16 protein-coding genes are annotated in these 15,210 nt (G+C 68.0%); 10 read left to right on the top strand and 6 right to left on the bottom strand.

Annotated elements, in window-relative coordinates; translation table 11 throughout:
* The 3 genes from cimA to AB0H88_RS12695 all read right to left on the bottom strand — a co-directional run bounded on the left by cimA (position 1) and on the right by AB0H88_RS12695 (position 3,175).
* Positions 1-1,578, bottom strand: a complete 1,578-nt coding sequence (gene cimA, locus AB0H88_RS12705; RefSeq protein ID WP_357643689.1) for a citramalate synthase — start codon at positions 1,576-1,578, stop codon at positions 1-3.
* 212 nt (positions 1,579-1,790) lie between these two features.
* Entirely contained in the window at positions 1,791-2,441 is a 651-nt protein-coding gene (locus tag AB0H88_RS12700) for a thioredoxin domain-containing protein (protein ID WP_357643687.1), read from the bottom strand.
* 62 nt (positions 2,442-2,503) lie between these two features.
* Positions 2,504-3,175, bottom strand: a complete 672-nt coding sequence (locus AB0H88_RS12695) for a TetR/AcrR family transcriptional regulator (RefSeq protein WP_357643685.1) — start codon at positions 3,173-3,175, stop codon at positions 2,504-2,506.
* A gap of 211 nt (positions 3,176-3,386) precedes the next feature.
* On the opposite strand from AB0H88_RS12695, the gene AB0H88_RS12690 reads away from it, so the two are divergent.
* Positions 3,387-4,031: an O-methyltransferase gene (locus tag AB0H88_RS12690; protein ID WP_357643683.1), complete on the top strand. Its 645-nt coding sequence runs from the start codon at positions 3,387-3,389 to the stop codon at positions 4,029-4,031.
* Position 4,032: 1 nt separating this feature from the next.
* On the opposite strand, the gene AB0H88_RS12685 is transcribed toward AB0H88_RS12690, so the two are convergent.
* Positions 4,033-5,076, bottom strand: coding sequence for an erythromycin esterase family protein (locus tag AB0H88_RS12685; RefSeq protein ID WP_357643682.1), 1,044 nt, complete (start codon positions 5,074-5,076; stop codon positions 4,033-4,035).
* A 75-nt stretch (positions 5,077-5,151) separates the two neighbouring features.
* Here AB0H88_RS12685 and soxR point away from each other — a divergent pair, with 75 nt between their 5' ends.
* From soxR to AB0H88_RS12655, 6 genes are all read left to right on the top strand, one after another.
* Positions 5,152-5,601: a redox-sensitive transcriptional activator SoxR gene (gene soxR / locus AB0H88_RS12680; protein ID WP_357643680.1), complete on the top strand. Its 450-nt coding sequence runs from the start codon at positions 5,152-5,154 to the stop codon at positions 5,599-5,601.
* Positions 5,602-6,016: 415 nt separating this feature from the next.
* A complete protein-coding gene (locus AB0H88_RS12675) occupies positions 6,017-6,655 on the top strand; it encodes an urease subunit gamma (protein ID WP_357643678.1) in 639 nt (212 codons plus the stop codon).
* A complete protein-coding gene (locus tag AB0H88_RS12670) occupies positions 6,648-8,444 on the top strand; it encodes an urease subunit alpha (protein WP_357643677.1) in 1,797 nt (598 codons plus the stop codon). The genes AB0H88_RS12675 and AB0H88_RS12670 overlap by 8 nt, the downstream gene beginning before the upstream one ends.
* Before the next feature lie 89 nt (positions 8,445-8,533).
* Positions 8,534-9,208, top strand: a complete 675-nt coding sequence (locus AB0H88_RS12665) for an urease accessory UreF family protein (RefSeq protein ID WP_357643675.1) — start codon at positions 8,534-8,536, stop codon at positions 9,206-9,208.
* Between the two features lie 33 nt (positions 9,209-9,241).
* Positions 9,242-9,910 carry an urease accessory protein UreG gene (gene ureG / locus AB0H88_RS12660; protein WP_357643673.1) on the top strand — a complete coding sequence of 223 codons (669 nt, stop codon included), beginning with the start codon at positions 9,242-9,244 and terminating at the stop codon, positions 9,908-9,910.
* Positions 9,907-10,722, top strand: a complete 816-nt coding sequence (locus tag AB0H88_RS12655; RefSeq protein WP_357643671.1) for an urease accessory protein UreD — start codon at positions 9,907-9,909, stop codon at positions 10,720-10,722. The genes ureG and AB0H88_RS12655 overlap by 4 nt, the downstream gene beginning before the upstream one ends.
* A 154-nt stretch (positions 10,723-10,876) precedes the next feature.
* On the opposite strand, the gene AB0H88_RS12650 is transcribed toward AB0H88_RS12655, so the two are convergent.
* Positions 10,877-12,175: an alpha/beta hydrolase domain-containing protein gene (locus AB0H88_RS12650; RefSeq protein ID WP_357643669.1), complete on the bottom strand. Its 1,299-nt coding sequence runs from the start codon at positions 12,173-12,175 to the stop codon at positions 10,877-10,879.
* A 107-nt stretch (positions 12,176-12,282) separates the two neighbouring features.
* Between AB0H88_RS12650 and AB0H88_RS12645 the strand changes: the two genes are divergently transcribed.
* Positions 12,283-12,708, top strand: coding sequence for a ClpX C4-type zinc finger protein (locus AB0H88_RS12645; protein ID WP_357644756.1), 426 nt, complete (start codon positions 12,283-12,285; stop codon positions 12,706-12,708).
* Positions 12,709-12,888: 180 nt separating this feature from the next.
* Here the strand turns inward: AB0H88_RS12645 and AB0H88_RS12640 are convergent, their stop codons facing one another.
* Positions 12,889-13,233 carry a VOC family protein gene (locus tag AB0H88_RS12640; RefSeq protein ID WP_357643667.1) on the bottom strand — a complete coding sequence of 115 codons (345 nt, stop codon included), beginning with the start codon at positions 13,231-13,233 and terminating at the stop codon, positions 12,889-12,891.
* A gap of 105 nt (positions 13,234-13,338) precedes the next feature.
* On the opposite strand from AB0H88_RS12640, the gene AB0H88_RS12635 reads away from it, so the two are divergent.
* Positions 13,339-13,806, top strand: coding sequence for a cupin domain-containing protein (locus AB0H88_RS12635; RefSeq protein ID WP_357643666.1), 468 nt, complete (start codon positions 13,339-13,341; stop codon positions 13,804-13,806).
* Positions 13,807-14,124: 318 nt separating this feature from the next.
* Positions 14,125-15,159 carry a TerC family protein gene (locus AB0H88_RS12630; RefSeq protein ID WP_357643664.1) on the top strand — a complete coding sequence of 345 codons (1,035 nt, stop codon included), beginning with the start codon at positions 14,125-14,127 and terminating at the stop codon, positions 15,157-15,159.
* The last annotated feature ends 51 nt before the right edge of the window (positions 15,160-15,210 follow it).

Genomic DNA, 15,210 nt, shown 5'->3' with positions numbered 1-15,210 from the left:
TTAGCCCGCTTCGCGGCCCGCCCGGAGCAGGCCGTACGTCACCGCCTGCTCCAACGCCTGCCAGGAGGCGTCGATGATGTTCTCGGCGACGCCGACCGTGGACCACTCGGCCGTGTCGTCGCTGGAGGTGATGAGCACGCGGGTTATGGCGTCGGTGCCATGGGTGCCCTCGAGTATGCGCACCTTGTAGTCGATGAGCTCCAGCCTGGCCAGCTCGGGGTAGAGCTTCTCCAGTCCCAGGCGTACCGCCCGGTCGAGCGCGTTGACCGGGCCGTTGCCCTCGCCGGTGGCGACGATGCGCTCGCCCTTGGCGTGCAGCTTGACCGTGGCCTCGCTGACCAGCTCACCGCCCTTGGTGCGCTCGACGATCACCCGCCACGACTCGACCTCGAAGTGGCGCCTGCGCCGGCCGTGGACGGTGTCGCGCAGCAGCAGCTCGAAGGAGGCGTCGGCGGCCTCGAACGTGAAGCCCTTCGACTCCAGGTCCTTGACCCGCCCGACCAGCGTCTTGGTGGCCGCGGGGGTGAGTTCGTAGCCCAGCTCGCGGCCCTTGAGCTCGACCGAGGCGCGGCCGGCCATGTCGGAGACCAGCATGCGCATGTCGTTTCCGACCTGGGCGGGGTCGATGTGCTGGTAGAGGTTCGGGTCGACCTTGATGGCGCTGGCGTGCAGCCCGGCCTTGTGCGCGAACGCCGACATGCCGACGTAGGGCGCGTGGGAGTTGGGCGTGACGTTGGTGACCTCGGTGATCGCGTGGGCGATGCGCGTCATGTCGGCGAGCGACTCCTGCGGCACCAGATCGAAGCCCCGCTTGAGCTGGAGGTTGGCGACCACGGTGAACAGGTTGGCGTTGCCGGACCGCTCGCCGTACCCGTTGGCGCAGCCCTGCACGTGCGTGGCGCCGGCCTTGACGGCGGCGAGCGTGTTGGCGACCGCGCAGCCGGTGTCGTCGTGGCAGTGGATGCCGACGCGGGCGCTGGTCTGGGCGGCGACGTGGACGATGTCGGCCAGCTCGTCGGGGAGCATGCCGCCGTTGGTGTCGCACAGGGCGATGACGTCGGCGCCCGCCTCGGCCGCGGTGCGCAGGACCTCGAGCGCGTAGGCTGGGTTGGACTTGTAGCCGTCGAAGAAGTGCTCGGCGTCGAGGAAGACTCGCTGTCCCCCCGCACGGAGGTGGGAGACCGTGTCGCGGATCATCGCGAGGTTCTCCTGGAGAGTCGTGCGGAGGGCCAGCTCCACGTGCCGGTCGTGGCTCTTGGCGACAAGGGTCACGACCGGCGCGCCGGATTCGCGCAAGGCGGCCACCAACGGGTCGTCGGCTGCCTTCACACCTGCTCGGCGGGTCGCACCGAACGCGGCGAGCTGCGTGTGCTTCAGGTCGAGCTCTGTTTGAGCGCGCCTGAAGAACTCTGTGTCCTTGGGGTTGGCGCCAGGCCAGCCCCCTTCGATGAAGCCGACACCCAGGCCGTCCAGATGCCGCGCGACGGCGAGCTTGTCGGCGACGGTGAGGGTGAGACCCTCCTGCTGGGCGCCATCACGCAGCGTCGTGTCATAGACGTGAAAGCGGTCGTCGGCCATGGTGTCGTCTCCCTGGAAAACAAAAAGACCCCTCACGGACGTGAGAGGTCTGCGCGCTGGCGGTGTCCCTTTGTCAGCCAGCGCGCCTGCTGATAATGAGCAGACCGTAGAACATGGTGCTTGTGAGTCTGCCACATCTATCCACTGGTCGGCACATCGATCTCAACCCTTGGGACGCTTCAGACAGTGACGCCCTCAGACAGTGAACGCCCTCAGACAGTGACGCCTGATCCACCGGTGATGGCCCGCTCCAGGGTGGCCGGGTCGAAGGCCTCGTTGCCCAGCACCTCGCCGTCGAGGAGCAGGGTCGGCGTCCCGTCGATCCCCGCCTTCGCGCTCTCCTGCAGGTGCGCGTCGGCGTACGACTGCGAGATCACGCACTGGTCGACGTCCGCGCCGACCTTCCTGGCCGCCTTGGCCAGCGCCTGTACGTCGAAGCCCGAGGCCAGCCCGTGCGGCGAGGGCTGCATCGCGTACAGCTCCTCCCTGAACGCCAGCCAGCTCTCCTCGGGCACGCAGCGGGCGGCGGCGGCGGCGCGGACGGAGTTGGACCGCATGGGCTCGTCCTCGAAGACCGTCACCGGATGGAAGACGACCTTGACCTTGCCCTCCTTGGCCAGCCGCTCGATCGTCGCGTTGACCCTGGTGTGCAGCTCCTTGCAGACCGGACAGTCGAAGTCCTCGTAGAGGTCGAGGACAGGGGCGTCACCGCCCCTGTCCGCGAGCACCATGGAACCGTCGGGCTGCCGGGTGAGCCGCACTCCCTGCGCCGCCGTCGTGCCGGGCTCGGAGAACGCCACGACAGTCAGCAGCACGACGAGCGCCACGCCCACGGCCACCACAGCCGTCACCCTTTTGTTCATTTTGCCCGCCCTTAGCTCATTGATCGCCGAGACCTTACCCGAAGAGCAAGGGCGGGCGTCTGTCAGCCTCCAGCCGAGCCGTTGCCGTTTCCGTTGTGGTTGCCGTTGTGATGACCGTTCCCGTTGGCGTTGCCGTTCCCGTTGGCGTTGCCGTTCCCGTTGCCGTACGCGCGCATGAACGTCCGGACCCCGGCGGCGATGGAGGCGTCGAGCTCGTCGTCTCGCATCGAAGCGTCACCGATGGTCCAGCCGACCTGGGCGTCATACGTGATCAACGCCAGGAAGTCGCGAGCCGCCTGATCGGGGTCGGCCAGGGAGAGCTTCCCCGCCAGCGCCAGCCTGGCGAACCTGGCGGCCAGGGACCCCGCGAGCTGCCCCTGACCACGCTGCCGCCACTGCCTGGCGATGTCGGGACGCCGAGATCCCTCTGCCTGGACGAGTGTGCGCAAGGCGCGCGCCCGCTCGTCCATGAGACAGTCACGCATGAGAGCACCGGCGAACGCCGTCAGCTCCGCCATGAGGTTCGCCGGTCGATCGGGAAAAGTCTCGATCATGGCGAATTGCTGGGCATTGACCCGATCGAAGTTCTCGTCGATCAGGGACTCGAACAAGCGCTGCTTGTCGCCCAGATGGTTGTAGATGGTCTGTTTGGATACCGCCGCTTCAGCGGCGATGGTTTCGATGCTCGCACCCGAGTAACCGTCTCGGACGAACACCCTCATTGCAGCGGTCAAGATCGCTTCTCGTTTGGCGATACGCCCGCGCGGAGCAGCCTTTCCGGTCGCCCCTAGGCCCCTCGCCGAGGTCGCCGTTTCACCCACCCCGTAAGAGTACCTGTTTGACATATCGGACGTTTTATGTCTTTAGACACGGGGGATTATGACTTTCCCCATTGTGCCCGGCAAGTGGCCCGAGCTGGTCCCATGCCCATGAAGAATAGAAATCATGAAAGCCGAGTTTCTCGACCCCGCCGTGGCCCAGTACATCCTCGACCGTTCCACCCCGCCCGACTCCCTGCTGGAGGAGCTCGCCGCCGAGACGATCGCGGCGACCGGCGACAGCGCGGGCATGCAGATCACGCCCGATCAGGGCACGTTCCTCACGATGATCACTCAGCTCACCCAGCCGGAGGTGGCGGTCGAGGTGGGCACGTTCACCGGCTACTCGTCCCTGTGCATCGCCAGGGGCCTGTCCGGCGGCACGCTGCACTGCTTCGACGTCAGCGACGAGTGGACGTCCATCGCCCGCCGCTACTGGGAGAAGGCCGGCGTGACCGACCGCGTCACCCTGACCCTGGGCCCGGCACGCGAGACGCTTGCCGCCTTCCAGGAGCCCGTCGACCTGGCCTTTCTCGACGCCGACAAGCCCAATTACCCGGCGTACTACGAGCTGCTGATGGACCGGCTGCGTCCGGGCGGCCTGCTCATGGTGGACAACACGCTGTGGAGCGGCCGGGTGGCCGACCCGGCCGAGACGGACGCGAGGACCGTGCAGATGCGTGAGTTCAACGACCTGGTGCGGGAGGACCCCCGGGTCACCGTGGTCATTCTGCCGATCGCCGACGGGCTCACCATGGTGCGCCGACGCTAGCCTACGGCTCTCGGACGGGCGTCACCCGCTCATGATGGACGACGGCGTCGAACCAGCCGCCGAACGAGCCCCCGGACAGGTGGTAGGCGGCGTCGTCCGCCGGGTCGTAGCGGGGCCCGATGAGCCGCGTCCTGGCCGGCGTGTCGAGCCAGGCCCGTACGGCGGCCGGGCCTTCGACGCGCAGGTCCAGCAGGAAAGCGTCCAGGCCGGCGGCGCTCAGGGCCGTCTCGGCGAAGTCCGCCGGTGGGGTGGGCACCTCGAACGGCAACGTGCCGTGTCCGAAGGTCAGCCCGATCGACAGGTAGCCGGTTCCGAAGCGCTCGCGCAGATACCCGCCCACGTTGCGGTACGCGGCGGCCTCCGGGGACGACGGCGAGCCGGACCCCTGAGAGACCTGGGGAGATGAGGGCGCGCCGGATCCTTGGGAGATCTGGGGAGACGAGGGCTGGCCGGATCCTTGGGAGACCTGGGGAGACGAGGGCTGGCCGAGTCGTTGGAGGCCGGTGCTGATGCTGGTGTGCGCGAGGCCACCCCAATAGACGATCTTGTCTCCGGTGCGCTCGTGCCACCAGATCGTGTCCTCGGCCATCCGCCGCTCGATGGCCGTCATGCCGACGGCCGGCTCGGCCTGGGGCCGCACGCCGGCGAACCGTACCGGATCGTCAGGATGGTCCTCGTTGTAGGCCCGCATCCAGTGGACCAGGTCGAGGATCTCCCCGGTCCGCCAGAAGGCCCGCGCGTCGGCCAGCGACGCGCGCGGGTCGCCTTTCCCCGTACGGACGTAGTCATCGAGCCCGACGCGGGCCGGGTCGTCACCCTCCAGCGCGAGCGAACGGAACCCCAACTCCTCGACCAGGAACCGCGCCATCCGATGCGCGGAGACCGACAGCTCATGGGCCTGACGGGTCGAGGCGCCGAGAGCGACGATCGAGGCATCGCGCACGATGTCCCGCAAGGGCCGTAGATCGGGGAGCGGGCCCCCTGGATCGAGCGTGGTGAGCGGGTGGGCATGACGGTTGATCCAGGCCGCCGTCGTATCGGTCATGAGGTCTCCTCTGCAGTGGCGTTCGAGGACAGGCTCGTACTTAAACCAATGTTTAAGTCAAGCTAGGCTCGGGGCATGCCCGAAGCGATCGCCAAGGAACTGACCATCGGTGAGCTGTCCGAGCGCAGCGGCGTACCCGCGTCCGCGCTGCGCTTCTACGAGCGGCAGGGGCTCATCGACAGCCGCCGGACCACCGGCAACCAGCGTCGCTATCACCGCACCACGCTGCGGCGGGTGGCGTTCATCCGCGCGTCCCAGAGCGTCGGGATACCGCTGTCGGTGATCGGGAGCGTGCTGGCGTTCCTGCCGGAGGGGGTCCCGCCGACGCGGGAGTTCTGGCTCAGGGCGTCGGAGTGCTGGAGCGAGGAGATCAACGCTCGGATCGAGCGGATGGAACGGATGCGGGACCGGTTCACGGAGTGCATCGGGTGCGGGTGCCTGTCGTTCGAGCAGTGCGCGCTGGTCAATCCGGGCGACACACTCGCCCAGCAGGGCCCGGGCCCGCGCCGCCTGCTGGAGCCCTGATCAAGCATCTGATCGACCGCATTCTCCAGAAACCGATCCGCGTGGCAGAGCAGATCACCCTTTACGCCGGGCGGATGCCGACCCGCGAAAGCCGAACCTCTCCAGATGGGCCGGCAGCTCATTGACCTGGACCGCGCTCGGCGCCCTGTCGCCAGACCGAACTCGTCATCCCGTGTACGCGACCCTGGCCGGGCAAGCGTTGACGAAAGAGATCGTTTAGCTGGAGTGAGGCCCGGGGAGCCTGATCGCGGATCTTGGTAGCGACCCAAGCCGGGGCGGGCGCTCAGGATGGTGAGTTTCGTCGGCTCCTGCTGGAGGGCCGCCGCCCCATAGCTGAAGGCCGGTTGTATCGGTATCCGCACTATTGGTGGCCCGGGGAGAGCGCCCGGGGCAGGGCGAAGGCGAGGTGGCAGGTATGCATCTGACTCCGCATGAACAGGAACGTTTGATGATTCATGTGGCTGCGGACGTGGCCGAGAAGCGTCGAGCGCGAGGAGTTCTACTCAACTACCCGGAGACGGTCGCGCTGTTGACCGTGCACGTTCTCGAAGGAGCCCGGGACGGCCGTACCGTCGCCGAGCTCATGTCCTCCGGACGCCATGTGCTCAACCGCGATCAGGTCATGGAAGGCGTTCCGGAGATGATCCCCAACGTACAAGTTGAGGCCACCTTCCCCGACGGCACCAAGCTGGTCACCATTCACAACCCCTTTCCGGAGGCGAGTGAGGAGGTGCTGGTATGTCCAGGAAGGGTGGAGCATCCGGAAGGCGCCGATTCCGTGGACTTCAACATGGGCCGTGAGGTCACGATCGTGACCGTCGTCAACAATGCCGACCGTTCCATCCAGGTGGGCTCCCACTACCACTTCTTTGAAGTCAACCCCGGCCTGGAATTCGACCGCGCCAACGCCTACGGCAAGCGTCTGCACATCGCCGCCGGCGGCTCCGTGCGTTTCGAACCCGGCATCCCGCAGGAGACGGAGCTCGTGCCTATCGAGGGCAAGCGAATCGTCGCAGGTCTGCGCGGCGAGGTCGGAGGGCAGCTTGATGGCTGAGCCACTGTCTCGGGTCGAATACGCGGATCGGTTCGGCCCGACGGCCGGTGACCGCATCCGCCTGGCGGACACCAATCTGCGGATCGAGATCACCGAGGACTGGTCGGGCGGTCCCGGACGTAGTGGCAACGAAGTCGTCTTCGGCGGCGGCAAGGTGATCCGTGAATCGATGGGCCAGTCCTGCGCGCCGCGCGACTCCGAAGAGTCCGGTGCTCCCGAGCCCCCTGACACCGTCATCACCGGCGCCGTCATTCTGGACCACTGGGGTGTCGTCAAGGCCGACGTCGCCATCCGCGACGGCCGGATCATCGCGCTCGGCAAGGCGTACAACGACGAGACCATGGACCCTCTCCACGACGGCCACCAGACGGCCACGGACTTCCTCATCGGTCCCGAGACCGAGATCATCGCGGGCAACGGCAAGATCCTCACCGCTGGAGGAATCGACACCCACATCCACTTCATCTGCCCCGAACAGATCCACGAGGCGCTCGCGGCCGGCGTCACCACCCTCATCGGTGGGGGCACGGGTCCCGCGGAGGGCAGCACCGCCACCACCGTCACACCCGGCTCCTGGCACATCGCCAGGGCATTCGAGGCGCTGGACTCCTTCCCGGTCAACGTCGGACTGCTCGGCAAGGGCAGCACCATGTCCAGGGAGGCCCTCTATAACCAGGTGGACGCGGGCGTCCTTGGCTTCAAGATCCACGAAGACTGGGGAGCCACCCCCGCCGTCCTTCGCACCTGCCTGGAGGTGTGCCATGAGACCGGCGTCCAACTCGCCCTCCATGCCGACTCGTTGAACGAGGCGGGCGTGGTCGCCGACACCATCGAGGCCATCGGCGACCACTCCATCCATGTCTTCCACGTCGAGGGCGCCGGCGGCGGCCACGCCCCGGACATGATCACCATGGTGAGCCGGCCGAACGTGCTGCCCGCCTCCACCAACCCCACCCGGCCGTTCACCGTCAACACGGTCAAGGAGCACATTGACATGGTGATGGTCTGCCATCACCTGAACCCGGAGGTGGAGGAGGACCGGGCCTTCGCGGAGGCGCGTATCCGGCCTTCCACGATGGCCGCCGAGGACATCCTGCACGATCTCGGCGCCATCTCGATCATGTCGTCGGATGCCCAGGCCATGGGGCGCATCGGCGAGATGATCATGCGGACGTGGCAGACCGCGCACGTCATGAAGGCGCGGCGCGGCGCCCTGGAAGGGGACGACGGAGCCGACAACCATCGCGTCCGCCGCTATGTCGCCAAATACACCATCAACCCGGCGATCGCGCAGGGCATCGACCACGAGGTCGGATCGGTCGAGCCTGGCAAGCTCGCCGACCTGGTCCTGTGGGAGCCGAAGTTCTTCGGCGTCAAGGCGCACCGGGTCATCAAGGGTGGCCAAATCGCCTATGCGCAGGTGGGTGATGCCAACGCCTCCATCCCCACCCCGCAGCCTGTCCTGCCCCGCCCCATGTTCGGCGCGACCGGCCGAGCGCCTCGTGCCAACTCCGTCAACTTCGTGACCGAACGAGCCATCGACGGCGGCCTGCCCGAACGGCTCAAGCTGGGCAAGGAGTTCAAGCCCATCCGCAGCACACGTCGTGTCCGCAAAGCGGATATGCGGGAGAACAGCGCCACCCCTGAGGTCCATATCGATCCAGAAACGTTCGAGGTGGAAATCGGTGGAGCGACGGCCAAGGACGTGAAGACGGAGATCGACGACCGGCTCGTCGAGCGGAACTATGCCACCGAACTGCCGATGGCTCAGCGGTACTTCCTTTTCTGATCGCCTTCTGATCGCCCTCTGATCGCTTTCTGATGGCCTTCTGATGGCTGCAAATCGCTGCAAGGTGCACGAAAGGTGAGCCGCGCAAGATGAACCGTGCCGCACTGCTCGTCCTGACCGACGGTCGATTCCCCGCCGGAGGGCACGCCCACTCCGGCGGGGCCGAACCGGCCGTCACGACGGGTCGCATTCATGACATGGCGAGCCTGGAGGAGTTCTGTCGCGGCCGGCTGCACACCAGCGGTCTGGTCGCGGCGGGTCTCGCCGCCACGGCCGCCGCTGGATACGATCCGCTCCTGCTGGACGAGGCCGCCGACGCCCGCACGCCCGCCCCTGCCCTGCGGCAGACCGCACGCAGGCTGGGGCGGCAGCTGATGCGGGCCGCCCGCGCCGCCTGGCCCTCGGCCGAGCTTGACGCACTCGCCGCAGCGCGGCCGCGGGGCGCCCACCAGCCTGTCGTCCTCGGCCTCACCGCCCGGTCCGCAGGTCTGACCCCGCTGGATGCCGCGTGCGCGGCGGCGTACGAGACCGTCAGCGGCCCGGCCACCGCTACCGTCCGCCTGCTGAGCCTGGACCCCTTCGACGCCATCGGCATCCTCGCCCGCCTCGCCGCCGACATCGATCACGTGGCGGCGCAGGGGGTCGAATCCGCACTATGCGTCCTCACCGAGGGCGTCGACGCGTTGCCCGCCGTGTCAGCCCCGCTGCTCGACATCACCGCCGAACAGCATGCCGCCCGCCCGGTACGCCTCTTCGCCTCCTGACCCAGCACCAGTCGTTCAACCACCGGAGCAACCATGCACCTCCACCACAGCGACGCCTTTCCCGAGCGCCACAGTTCCGCTGGCCACCGCGCCCTGCGTATCGGCTTGGGCGGGCCGGTCGGCACTGGCAAGACCGCGACCGTCGCCGCCCTGTGCCGCGCGTTGCGTGATGAGTTGTCCATCGCCGTCGTCACCAACGACATCTACACCCGTGAGGACGCCGAATTCCTGCTCCGCGAGGCCGTACTGCCTGCCGAGCGCATCAGGGCCGTCGAGACCGGAGCCTGCCCGCACACCGCCATCCGCGACGACATCTCCGCCAACCTCGAAGCCGTCGAGGACCTGGAGGATCTGGTCGGCCCGCTCAACCTGATCTTCGTCGAATCGGGCGGCGACAACCTCACCGCAACCTTCTCCAAGGGCCTCGTCGACGCCCAGATCTTCATCATCGACGTCGCGGGCGGCGATGACATCCCACGCAAGGGCGGCCCCGGCGTCACCACCGCCGACCTTCTCGTCATCAACAAGACCGACCTCGCCCCATACGTCGGCGTCGACCTTGAGGGCATGGCCCGCGACGCCAAAGCCCAGCGCGGCGACCTCCCCGTCGTCTTCACTGCCCTGAAGACCGAAGGCGGCATCAAACCCGTATCGGACTGGATCCGCGAACGCCTCACCGACTGGACCGCAGGCCTCGAATGACCACCGTGGCACCTCGAACGACACAAGCCAAGCGCCCGCCCCAGGGCGTACAGGCCACCGCACGCATCAGGGCTACCCGCGTGGGAAGCACCACCACACTCCCCGTCCTCGATGGTGACGGCCCCTTCGAACTGCGCCGTAACCGCTCGCACGGGGACGAGGGACGGGTGTGCATCCTCGGAGCCATGAGCGCCCCCCTCGGCGGCGACCGACTGCGCATCGAAGCCACCGCCGAGCAAGGCGCCCACCTGCACATCACCTCAGCCGCCGCAACCGTCGCCCTACGTGGCCCCACACTCGAGCATGCCACTTACGACGTGCGGTTGACGGTGGCGGAGCAGGCGCGGCTGCACTGGCTCCCCAAGCCGCTGATCTCCACCGCACGCAGCAACCTACGGCAGACCTGCAGCATCGACCTCGCCGCCACCGCGCGACTCGTCCTACGCGAAGAACAAGTCCTTGGACGCGTCAACGAGCCGCCGGGCCGACTGACCACTCGCCTCACTGTCCGACACGACGGACACCCACTTCTGGACCAGCAGACCGTGTTCGGCCCAGGCGCACCCGGCTGGGATGGCCCCGCCGGCATTGCCGGTCATCGCGCGGTCGGCCACATCCTCATCGTCGACCCAGCCTTCGAGAAAGAGCCGCCCAAGGTCCGCCTGCTCGGCGGCGACCCGGCACAAGGACACGCTGTGCTGACCCCGCTCGTCGGCCCCGCCGTCCTGGTGACGGCCCTCGCCCCGGACCCGATGCGACTGCGCCGTCTCCTCGACACGGCTCATCTCATCGCGCAGAACGCGTCGCGGTGAACACCGTAAGCGCCCGCGCTCGCCTGTCCTGTGAGCTGCCGAGTACCTGTTCAAGCAGGCCGCTGCGAGCGTCGACCCGTCCGGACTCGGCTACACCCTCCACCAGCTGCGCCACTCCCGGCTGACCCACCTGGGCGAGGACGGCCGGCCGGACTCAGGGCACCCTGGCCTCCATGGACGCGGCGGCCAGGGCCTTGATCTCGGGCGCGTCGTCCGCGAGGAGGAACCCCTTGGCGACGGCGTCGTCGGTGGCGGACTCGAAGGCGGGCAGGTGGCTGCCGCCGTACAGGCTGTCCAGGATGGCCGGGGAGAACGGGACGGTCAGGCCGAAGAGCCTGCCCAGGACGCCGTCGTCCGGGCTGACCCCGGTCAGTACGGCGGTGGGCACCTCCATCCAGGGCGTGCGGACTCCGCCGAGCGCGTTGCCGTGGTCGTCCCGCTCCAGCGCGGGGCCGGGCACGGTGGCCAGCGGGGGAGCTTGCGGCGGCGGAACGTCCTCGCGCACCCACTGGTCGAGCCGTCGGACTGCGGCCTTGGCGACGTAGTGGTGCTGGGGGCCGGAGTTGGCCAGGTGCCGCAGGTCCATGCCGATCACGCGGGTGGTCGGGGTCAGCGCGGCGGCCAGCTCCGCGGGGGTGGCGTGGGTGAGGTCGAGGCGGCCGGTGGTGTTGAGGTAGGTGTCGGCGTGCGAGGCCCCGGCGAGCTCCCACACGCGCAGGTTCGGCCCGTCGGGCCGCCTGGCCCCCGCGTACCCGGCCGTGATCACATCGGTCTCCGTCACCAGGGCGAGCACCGGCACCCGCGGGTCGGCGCGGAAGGGCACCGGCGTCCCATCGAGACCTGGCGTCGCCGGCCACCGCGACGGCACGAGGGCCGGGGCGATGCCGATGCGGCAGTGCGGCAGGAACCCGTCGTACACCTGGGCGATCGGGTCGACCTCGTTGATGTAGGTGGTCAGCATGTAGGCACCCAGCGACATCCCGGCCGCGATGAGCCGCGCGCCGGGGAACAGCTCGCGGATGGCCCTCCCGGCCTGGGAGAAGATGTCGTAGGAGAAGTCGTCGCCGGGGTGGTCGAGCATCCCGTACCGTTCGGGGTTCGACGCCTTGAGCCCGCCAGGGGCCGGCCCGTCCACGGGATGCACGCTGCCGGTGACCCCTAAGCACTGGGCCGACACCCCGACCCAGACCATGCCACTCCGCAACAGCTCGCTGTGGATGTACTGCCATTCCACGCCGGCATCCATGTACGACGAGACGTTGAACCACTCCACCACCACGGTGCCGCTGAAGTGTTCGGGCCTGCGTACCAGGATCCGGGTCACGTACGAGGCCAATTCGTCGGCGTATGAGGCGGCCGTGCCGCGCATCAGGTACTCCTCCTCGGTGTAGCCCGTGGCCAGGCCGCGGGCGGCCTCGATGGCCTGCCCGTCCGGGCATCGTTCGAGATTCATCGGTGCGTCTCCTCTCGTCTCAGGCTTGTCAGCCCGTCCTTGACGTCCCTAGGCCCCGTCAGCCTGTACTTGACGCGGCGCGGTGTCAAGGACAGGCTGACGTCGTGATGACGCGAAGCAAGGGCCGTCGCCGGGTGACGCCGGTGGAGGAGGTCGCCACCAGGTGTTCGTTCTGCGGCAAGTCCCACGCGGAGGCCAAGAGGGTCGTGGCGGGGCCGGGTGTCTACATCTGCGACGCCTGCATTGAGCTGGCTCACCGGCTGCTCTCCGACCCGCCGCAGGGTAGCGAGCCCCAGCGGGTGCACTGCGGGCCCGATCCGGAGGCCGAGTGGCTTCCGGGCATGTCGGACGATGACCTGCTGGCCTCACTGCCGCGTCACGCGCTCACCATCGAGCAGGCCGAGCGCGACCTGCGGGGCTGGGTCCGCATCCTGCGCGACCGCGGGGTGGCCTGGGCCAGGATCGGCCAGGCCCTGGGCATCTCCCGCCAGGCCGCCTGGGACCGCTTTGCCGCCGACGTCGGGGACCGCTGACCACCGCTCAGCTCGCCTCGTCGGCGCGCCTATGCTCCGGCTTGCCCCAGGGGCCGGTGGTGATCGACTGGGCCGACGCCAAAGAAGGCCCACCCGCACTGGACTGGGGGATATCTACTCTGATCCTGTCCGAGGTCGCGGTGGGTGCGCGGGCCGATGCATTCCTGGCCCGGACGACCCTTACTGGGCGGGGGCCTGCGCGAGCGACAGGCTGTTGCCGTCCGGGTCGAGGACTTCCACGTGGCGCACGCCGTTGCCGTAGGTCTCCACGGGCTCGTGCTCGATGCCGTACGCGGCCAGCCGGGCCAGGATGTCGTCGAGGTCGGTCACGCCGAGCGTGATCATGGTGCCGCCCACCCGAGCGGCCCGCATGTGCCGGTCATCGATGACAACCCACGCGTTCTCACCAACCTGCCACAGGAGCTCCTCGCCGATGATCTCGTCCGCCGGCCGCCCGAAGAACGCCTCGAACCACTTCTGCGATGTCGCCAGGTCACGTACGCACACAACGCTGTACAAGTCCACCAAAGCCGCCCTTCTCGTCGTCGTCTCGAGAAGGAGACCACTCCCCCGCCCGAAACTCATCGGCGCGTGCGGGCCGCTCTGACGCCGTGAGCCGATAATACGGAGATGATCGATAAGCAGATGCCGGGGCCGCGCCCCATACTGCGCCGCCCCGAGGACGGCGAGCTGATCGACGTGGCTGGGGTGGCGCACTTCTTCCGGTTGACGGGCGAGCACACCGGCGGCCGCTTCGCGTTCGAGGAGTTCACCCTGGCGGGAGGCGCGATGGGGGCCCGCCCGCACGTACATCAAGAGCACGACGAATATTTCTACGTCCTGCGGGGCGACCTGACCCTGCACCACGGCGACGGGGAGGTGACGGTCGGCCCCGGGCACCTGCTCGCCGCGCCGCGCGGCACCCCGCACGGCTTCCGCAACGCCGGCACCGAGCCGGTCCAGGCCTTGTGCCTTTACACGCCGGCCGGGTACGAGGGCTACTTCCGCGAGGTGCATGCGGCCGTGGCGGCCGGCGCTGAGGTGACCGACGAACTCTTGTCGGAGTTCCGCGCCCGCCACCACACAACCTCGTTCTAGCTGCTGCCGTGACGATCGGCCGAGCCCGCGGTGGGACGTTGAGCGCCCCGCACGGGCCACGGCTACCTGTCCCAGAGGGCGCTGAGGGGCAACGCCGTCAGCCGGTCTCCGAAAGAGAGCGACCTCACTCCTGTGTAGAAGACGAACCCGTGCTACTGCGTTCGGTATGTATGATCGCAGGCGAAGTGGAGGGGAGTACTCCTTCGCGGCCATGTCGTCATCACGGACCCGCCTCGGGGCCCGGCGTGGTCGGTCCGCGACGCCGCGGGCGGAGAAGACCTCCGACGGACGTGTCAACGCCAAGTCGGAGGAGCGCTCATGCCCCCACCTATGTCCGTGCCCGCCTGGCTTTGGGCGGCCACCATCGCGGCTCTGCTCGGGCTCATCCTCCTAGACCTGGTCATCGTCAACAGGAGACCCCACAAGGTCACGATCGCCGAGTCGGCCCGGTGGATCGCCTTCTACATCGGCTGTGCCGTCGCTTTCGGCGCAGGCGTGTGGATCTTCGGCGGCGATGACCACGCGGCCTCCTACATCACCGGCTACATCACCGAGTACACACTGAGCGTCGACAACCTGTTCATCTTCATGCTCATCATGGCGAACTTCGCCGTGCCCGCGATCCACCAGCACCGCGTGCTGCTCATCGGGATCATGATGGCGCTCGTCATGCGCGGAATCTTCATCGGCGTGGGCGCGCAGGTCGTTCAGCACTTCAGCTGGGTGTTCTGGCTCTTCGGTGGCATCCTCATCTACACCGCGTGGAAATTCGCCTTCAACAGCAAGGACGACGAGGAGTACGACCCCAACGGCGGCATCGTACGGCTGGTGCGCAGGCTGTACCCCGTCACTGACGAGTACCACGGCTCACGGCTGACCAGCAAACAGGACGGCCGCCGCCTGCTGACCCCGATGTTCATCGTCATCATCGCCATCGGCGGCGCGGATCTGGTCTTCGCGGTCGACTCGATCCCCGCGATCTTCGGTATCACCCAGGACGCCTACCTGGTCTTCGTTGCCAACGCGTTCGCGCTGATGGGGCTGAGACAGTTGTATTTCCTGCTCGGCGGGCTGGTGGAGAAACTCGTCTACCTCACCTACGGCCTGGCGGTCATCCTCGGCTTCATCGGCGTGAAACTCGTCCTGCACGCCCTGCACGAGAACGAGCTGCCGTTCATCAACGGTGGCGAGCACGTCACCTGGGTCCTTGAGATCAACAACTGGATCTCGCTGGCCGTCATCGTCACCGTGCTCGCCGTCACGACGGTGGCCAGCCTGCTCAAGTCCAGGCGTGGCACACGCCAGGTCGCCGAGCCGTCCGTGTCCGAGCCCGCCGACCAGGCGCGCAACTGACCCAGGGGCAGGTTCGCCGCCCGGCGGCGAACCTGACTCGTTGCCACGACC

Source organism: Nonomuraea sp. NPDC050680, assembly GCF_040654555.1.
Lineage (GTDB): Bacteria > Actinomycetota > Actinomycetes > Streptosporangiales > Streptosporangiaceae > Nonomuraea.
The sequence above is the reverse complement of the archived record's forward strand: the minus strand, read 5'-3'. Positions and strand labels throughout refer to the sequence as shown.

What these genes read in the sequence shown, in the direction of transcription:
- cimA (WP_357643689.1), bottom strand. Translation starts at nt 1,578, where the DNA reads ATGGCCGACGACCGCTTTCACGTCTATGACACGACGCTGCGTGATGGC.
- AB0H88_RS12700 (WP_357643687.1), bottom strand. Translation starts at nt 2,441, where the DNA reads ATGAACAAAAGGGTGACGGCTGTGGTGGCCGTGGGCGTGGCGCTCGTC.
- AB0H88_RS12690 (WP_357643683.1), top strand. Translation starts at nt 3,387, where the DNA reads ATGAAAGCCGAGTTTCTCGACCCCGCCGTGGCCCAGTACATCCTCGAC.
- AB0H88_RS12685 (WP_357643682.1), bottom strand. Translation starts at nt 5,076, where the DNA reads ATGACCGATACGACGGCGGCCTGGATCAACCGTCATGCCCACCCGCTC.
- soxR (WP_357643680.1), top strand. Translation starts at nt 5,152, where the DNA reads ATGCCCGAAGCGATCGCCAAGGAACTGACCATCGGTGAGCTGTCCGAG.
- AB0H88_RS12675 (WP_357643678.1), top strand. Translation starts at nt 6,017, where the DNA reads ATGCATCTGACTCCGCATGAACAGGAACGTTTGATGATTCATGTGGCT.
- AB0H88_RS12670 (WP_357643677.1), top strand. Translation starts at nt 6,648, where the DNA reads ATGGCTGAGCCACTGTCTCGGGTCGAATACGCGGATCGGTTCGGCCCG.
- AB0H88_RS12665 (WP_357643675.1), top strand. Translation starts at nt 8,534, where the DNA reads ATGAACCGTGCCGCACTGCTCGTCCTGACCGACGGTCGATTCCCCGCC.
- ureG (WP_357643673.1), top strand. Translation starts at nt 9,242, where the DNA reads ATGCACCTCCACCACAGCGACGCCTTTCCCGAGCGCCACAGTTCCGCT.
- AB0H88_RS12655 (WP_357643671.1), top strand. Translation starts at nt 9,907, where the DNA reads ATGACCACCGTGGCACCTCGAACGACACAAGCCAAGCGCCCGCCCCAG.
- AB0H88_RS12650 (WP_357643669.1), bottom strand. Translation starts at nt 12,175, where the DNA reads ATGAATCTCGAACGATGCCCGGACGGGCAGGCCATCGAGGCCGCCCGC.
- AB0H88_RS12645 (WP_357644756.1), top strand. Translation starts at nt 12,283, where the DNA reads ATGACGCGAAGCAAGGGCCGTCGCCGGGTGACGCCGGTGGAGGAGGTC.
- AB0H88_RS12635 (WP_357643666.1), top strand. Translation starts at nt 13,339, where the DNA reads ATGATCGATAAGCAGATGCCGGGGCCGCGCCCCATACTGCGCCGCCCC.
- AB0H88_RS12630 (WP_357643664.1), top strand. Translation starts at nt 14,125, where the DNA reads ATGCCCCCACCTATGTCCGTGCCCGCCTGGCTTTGGGCGGCCACCATC.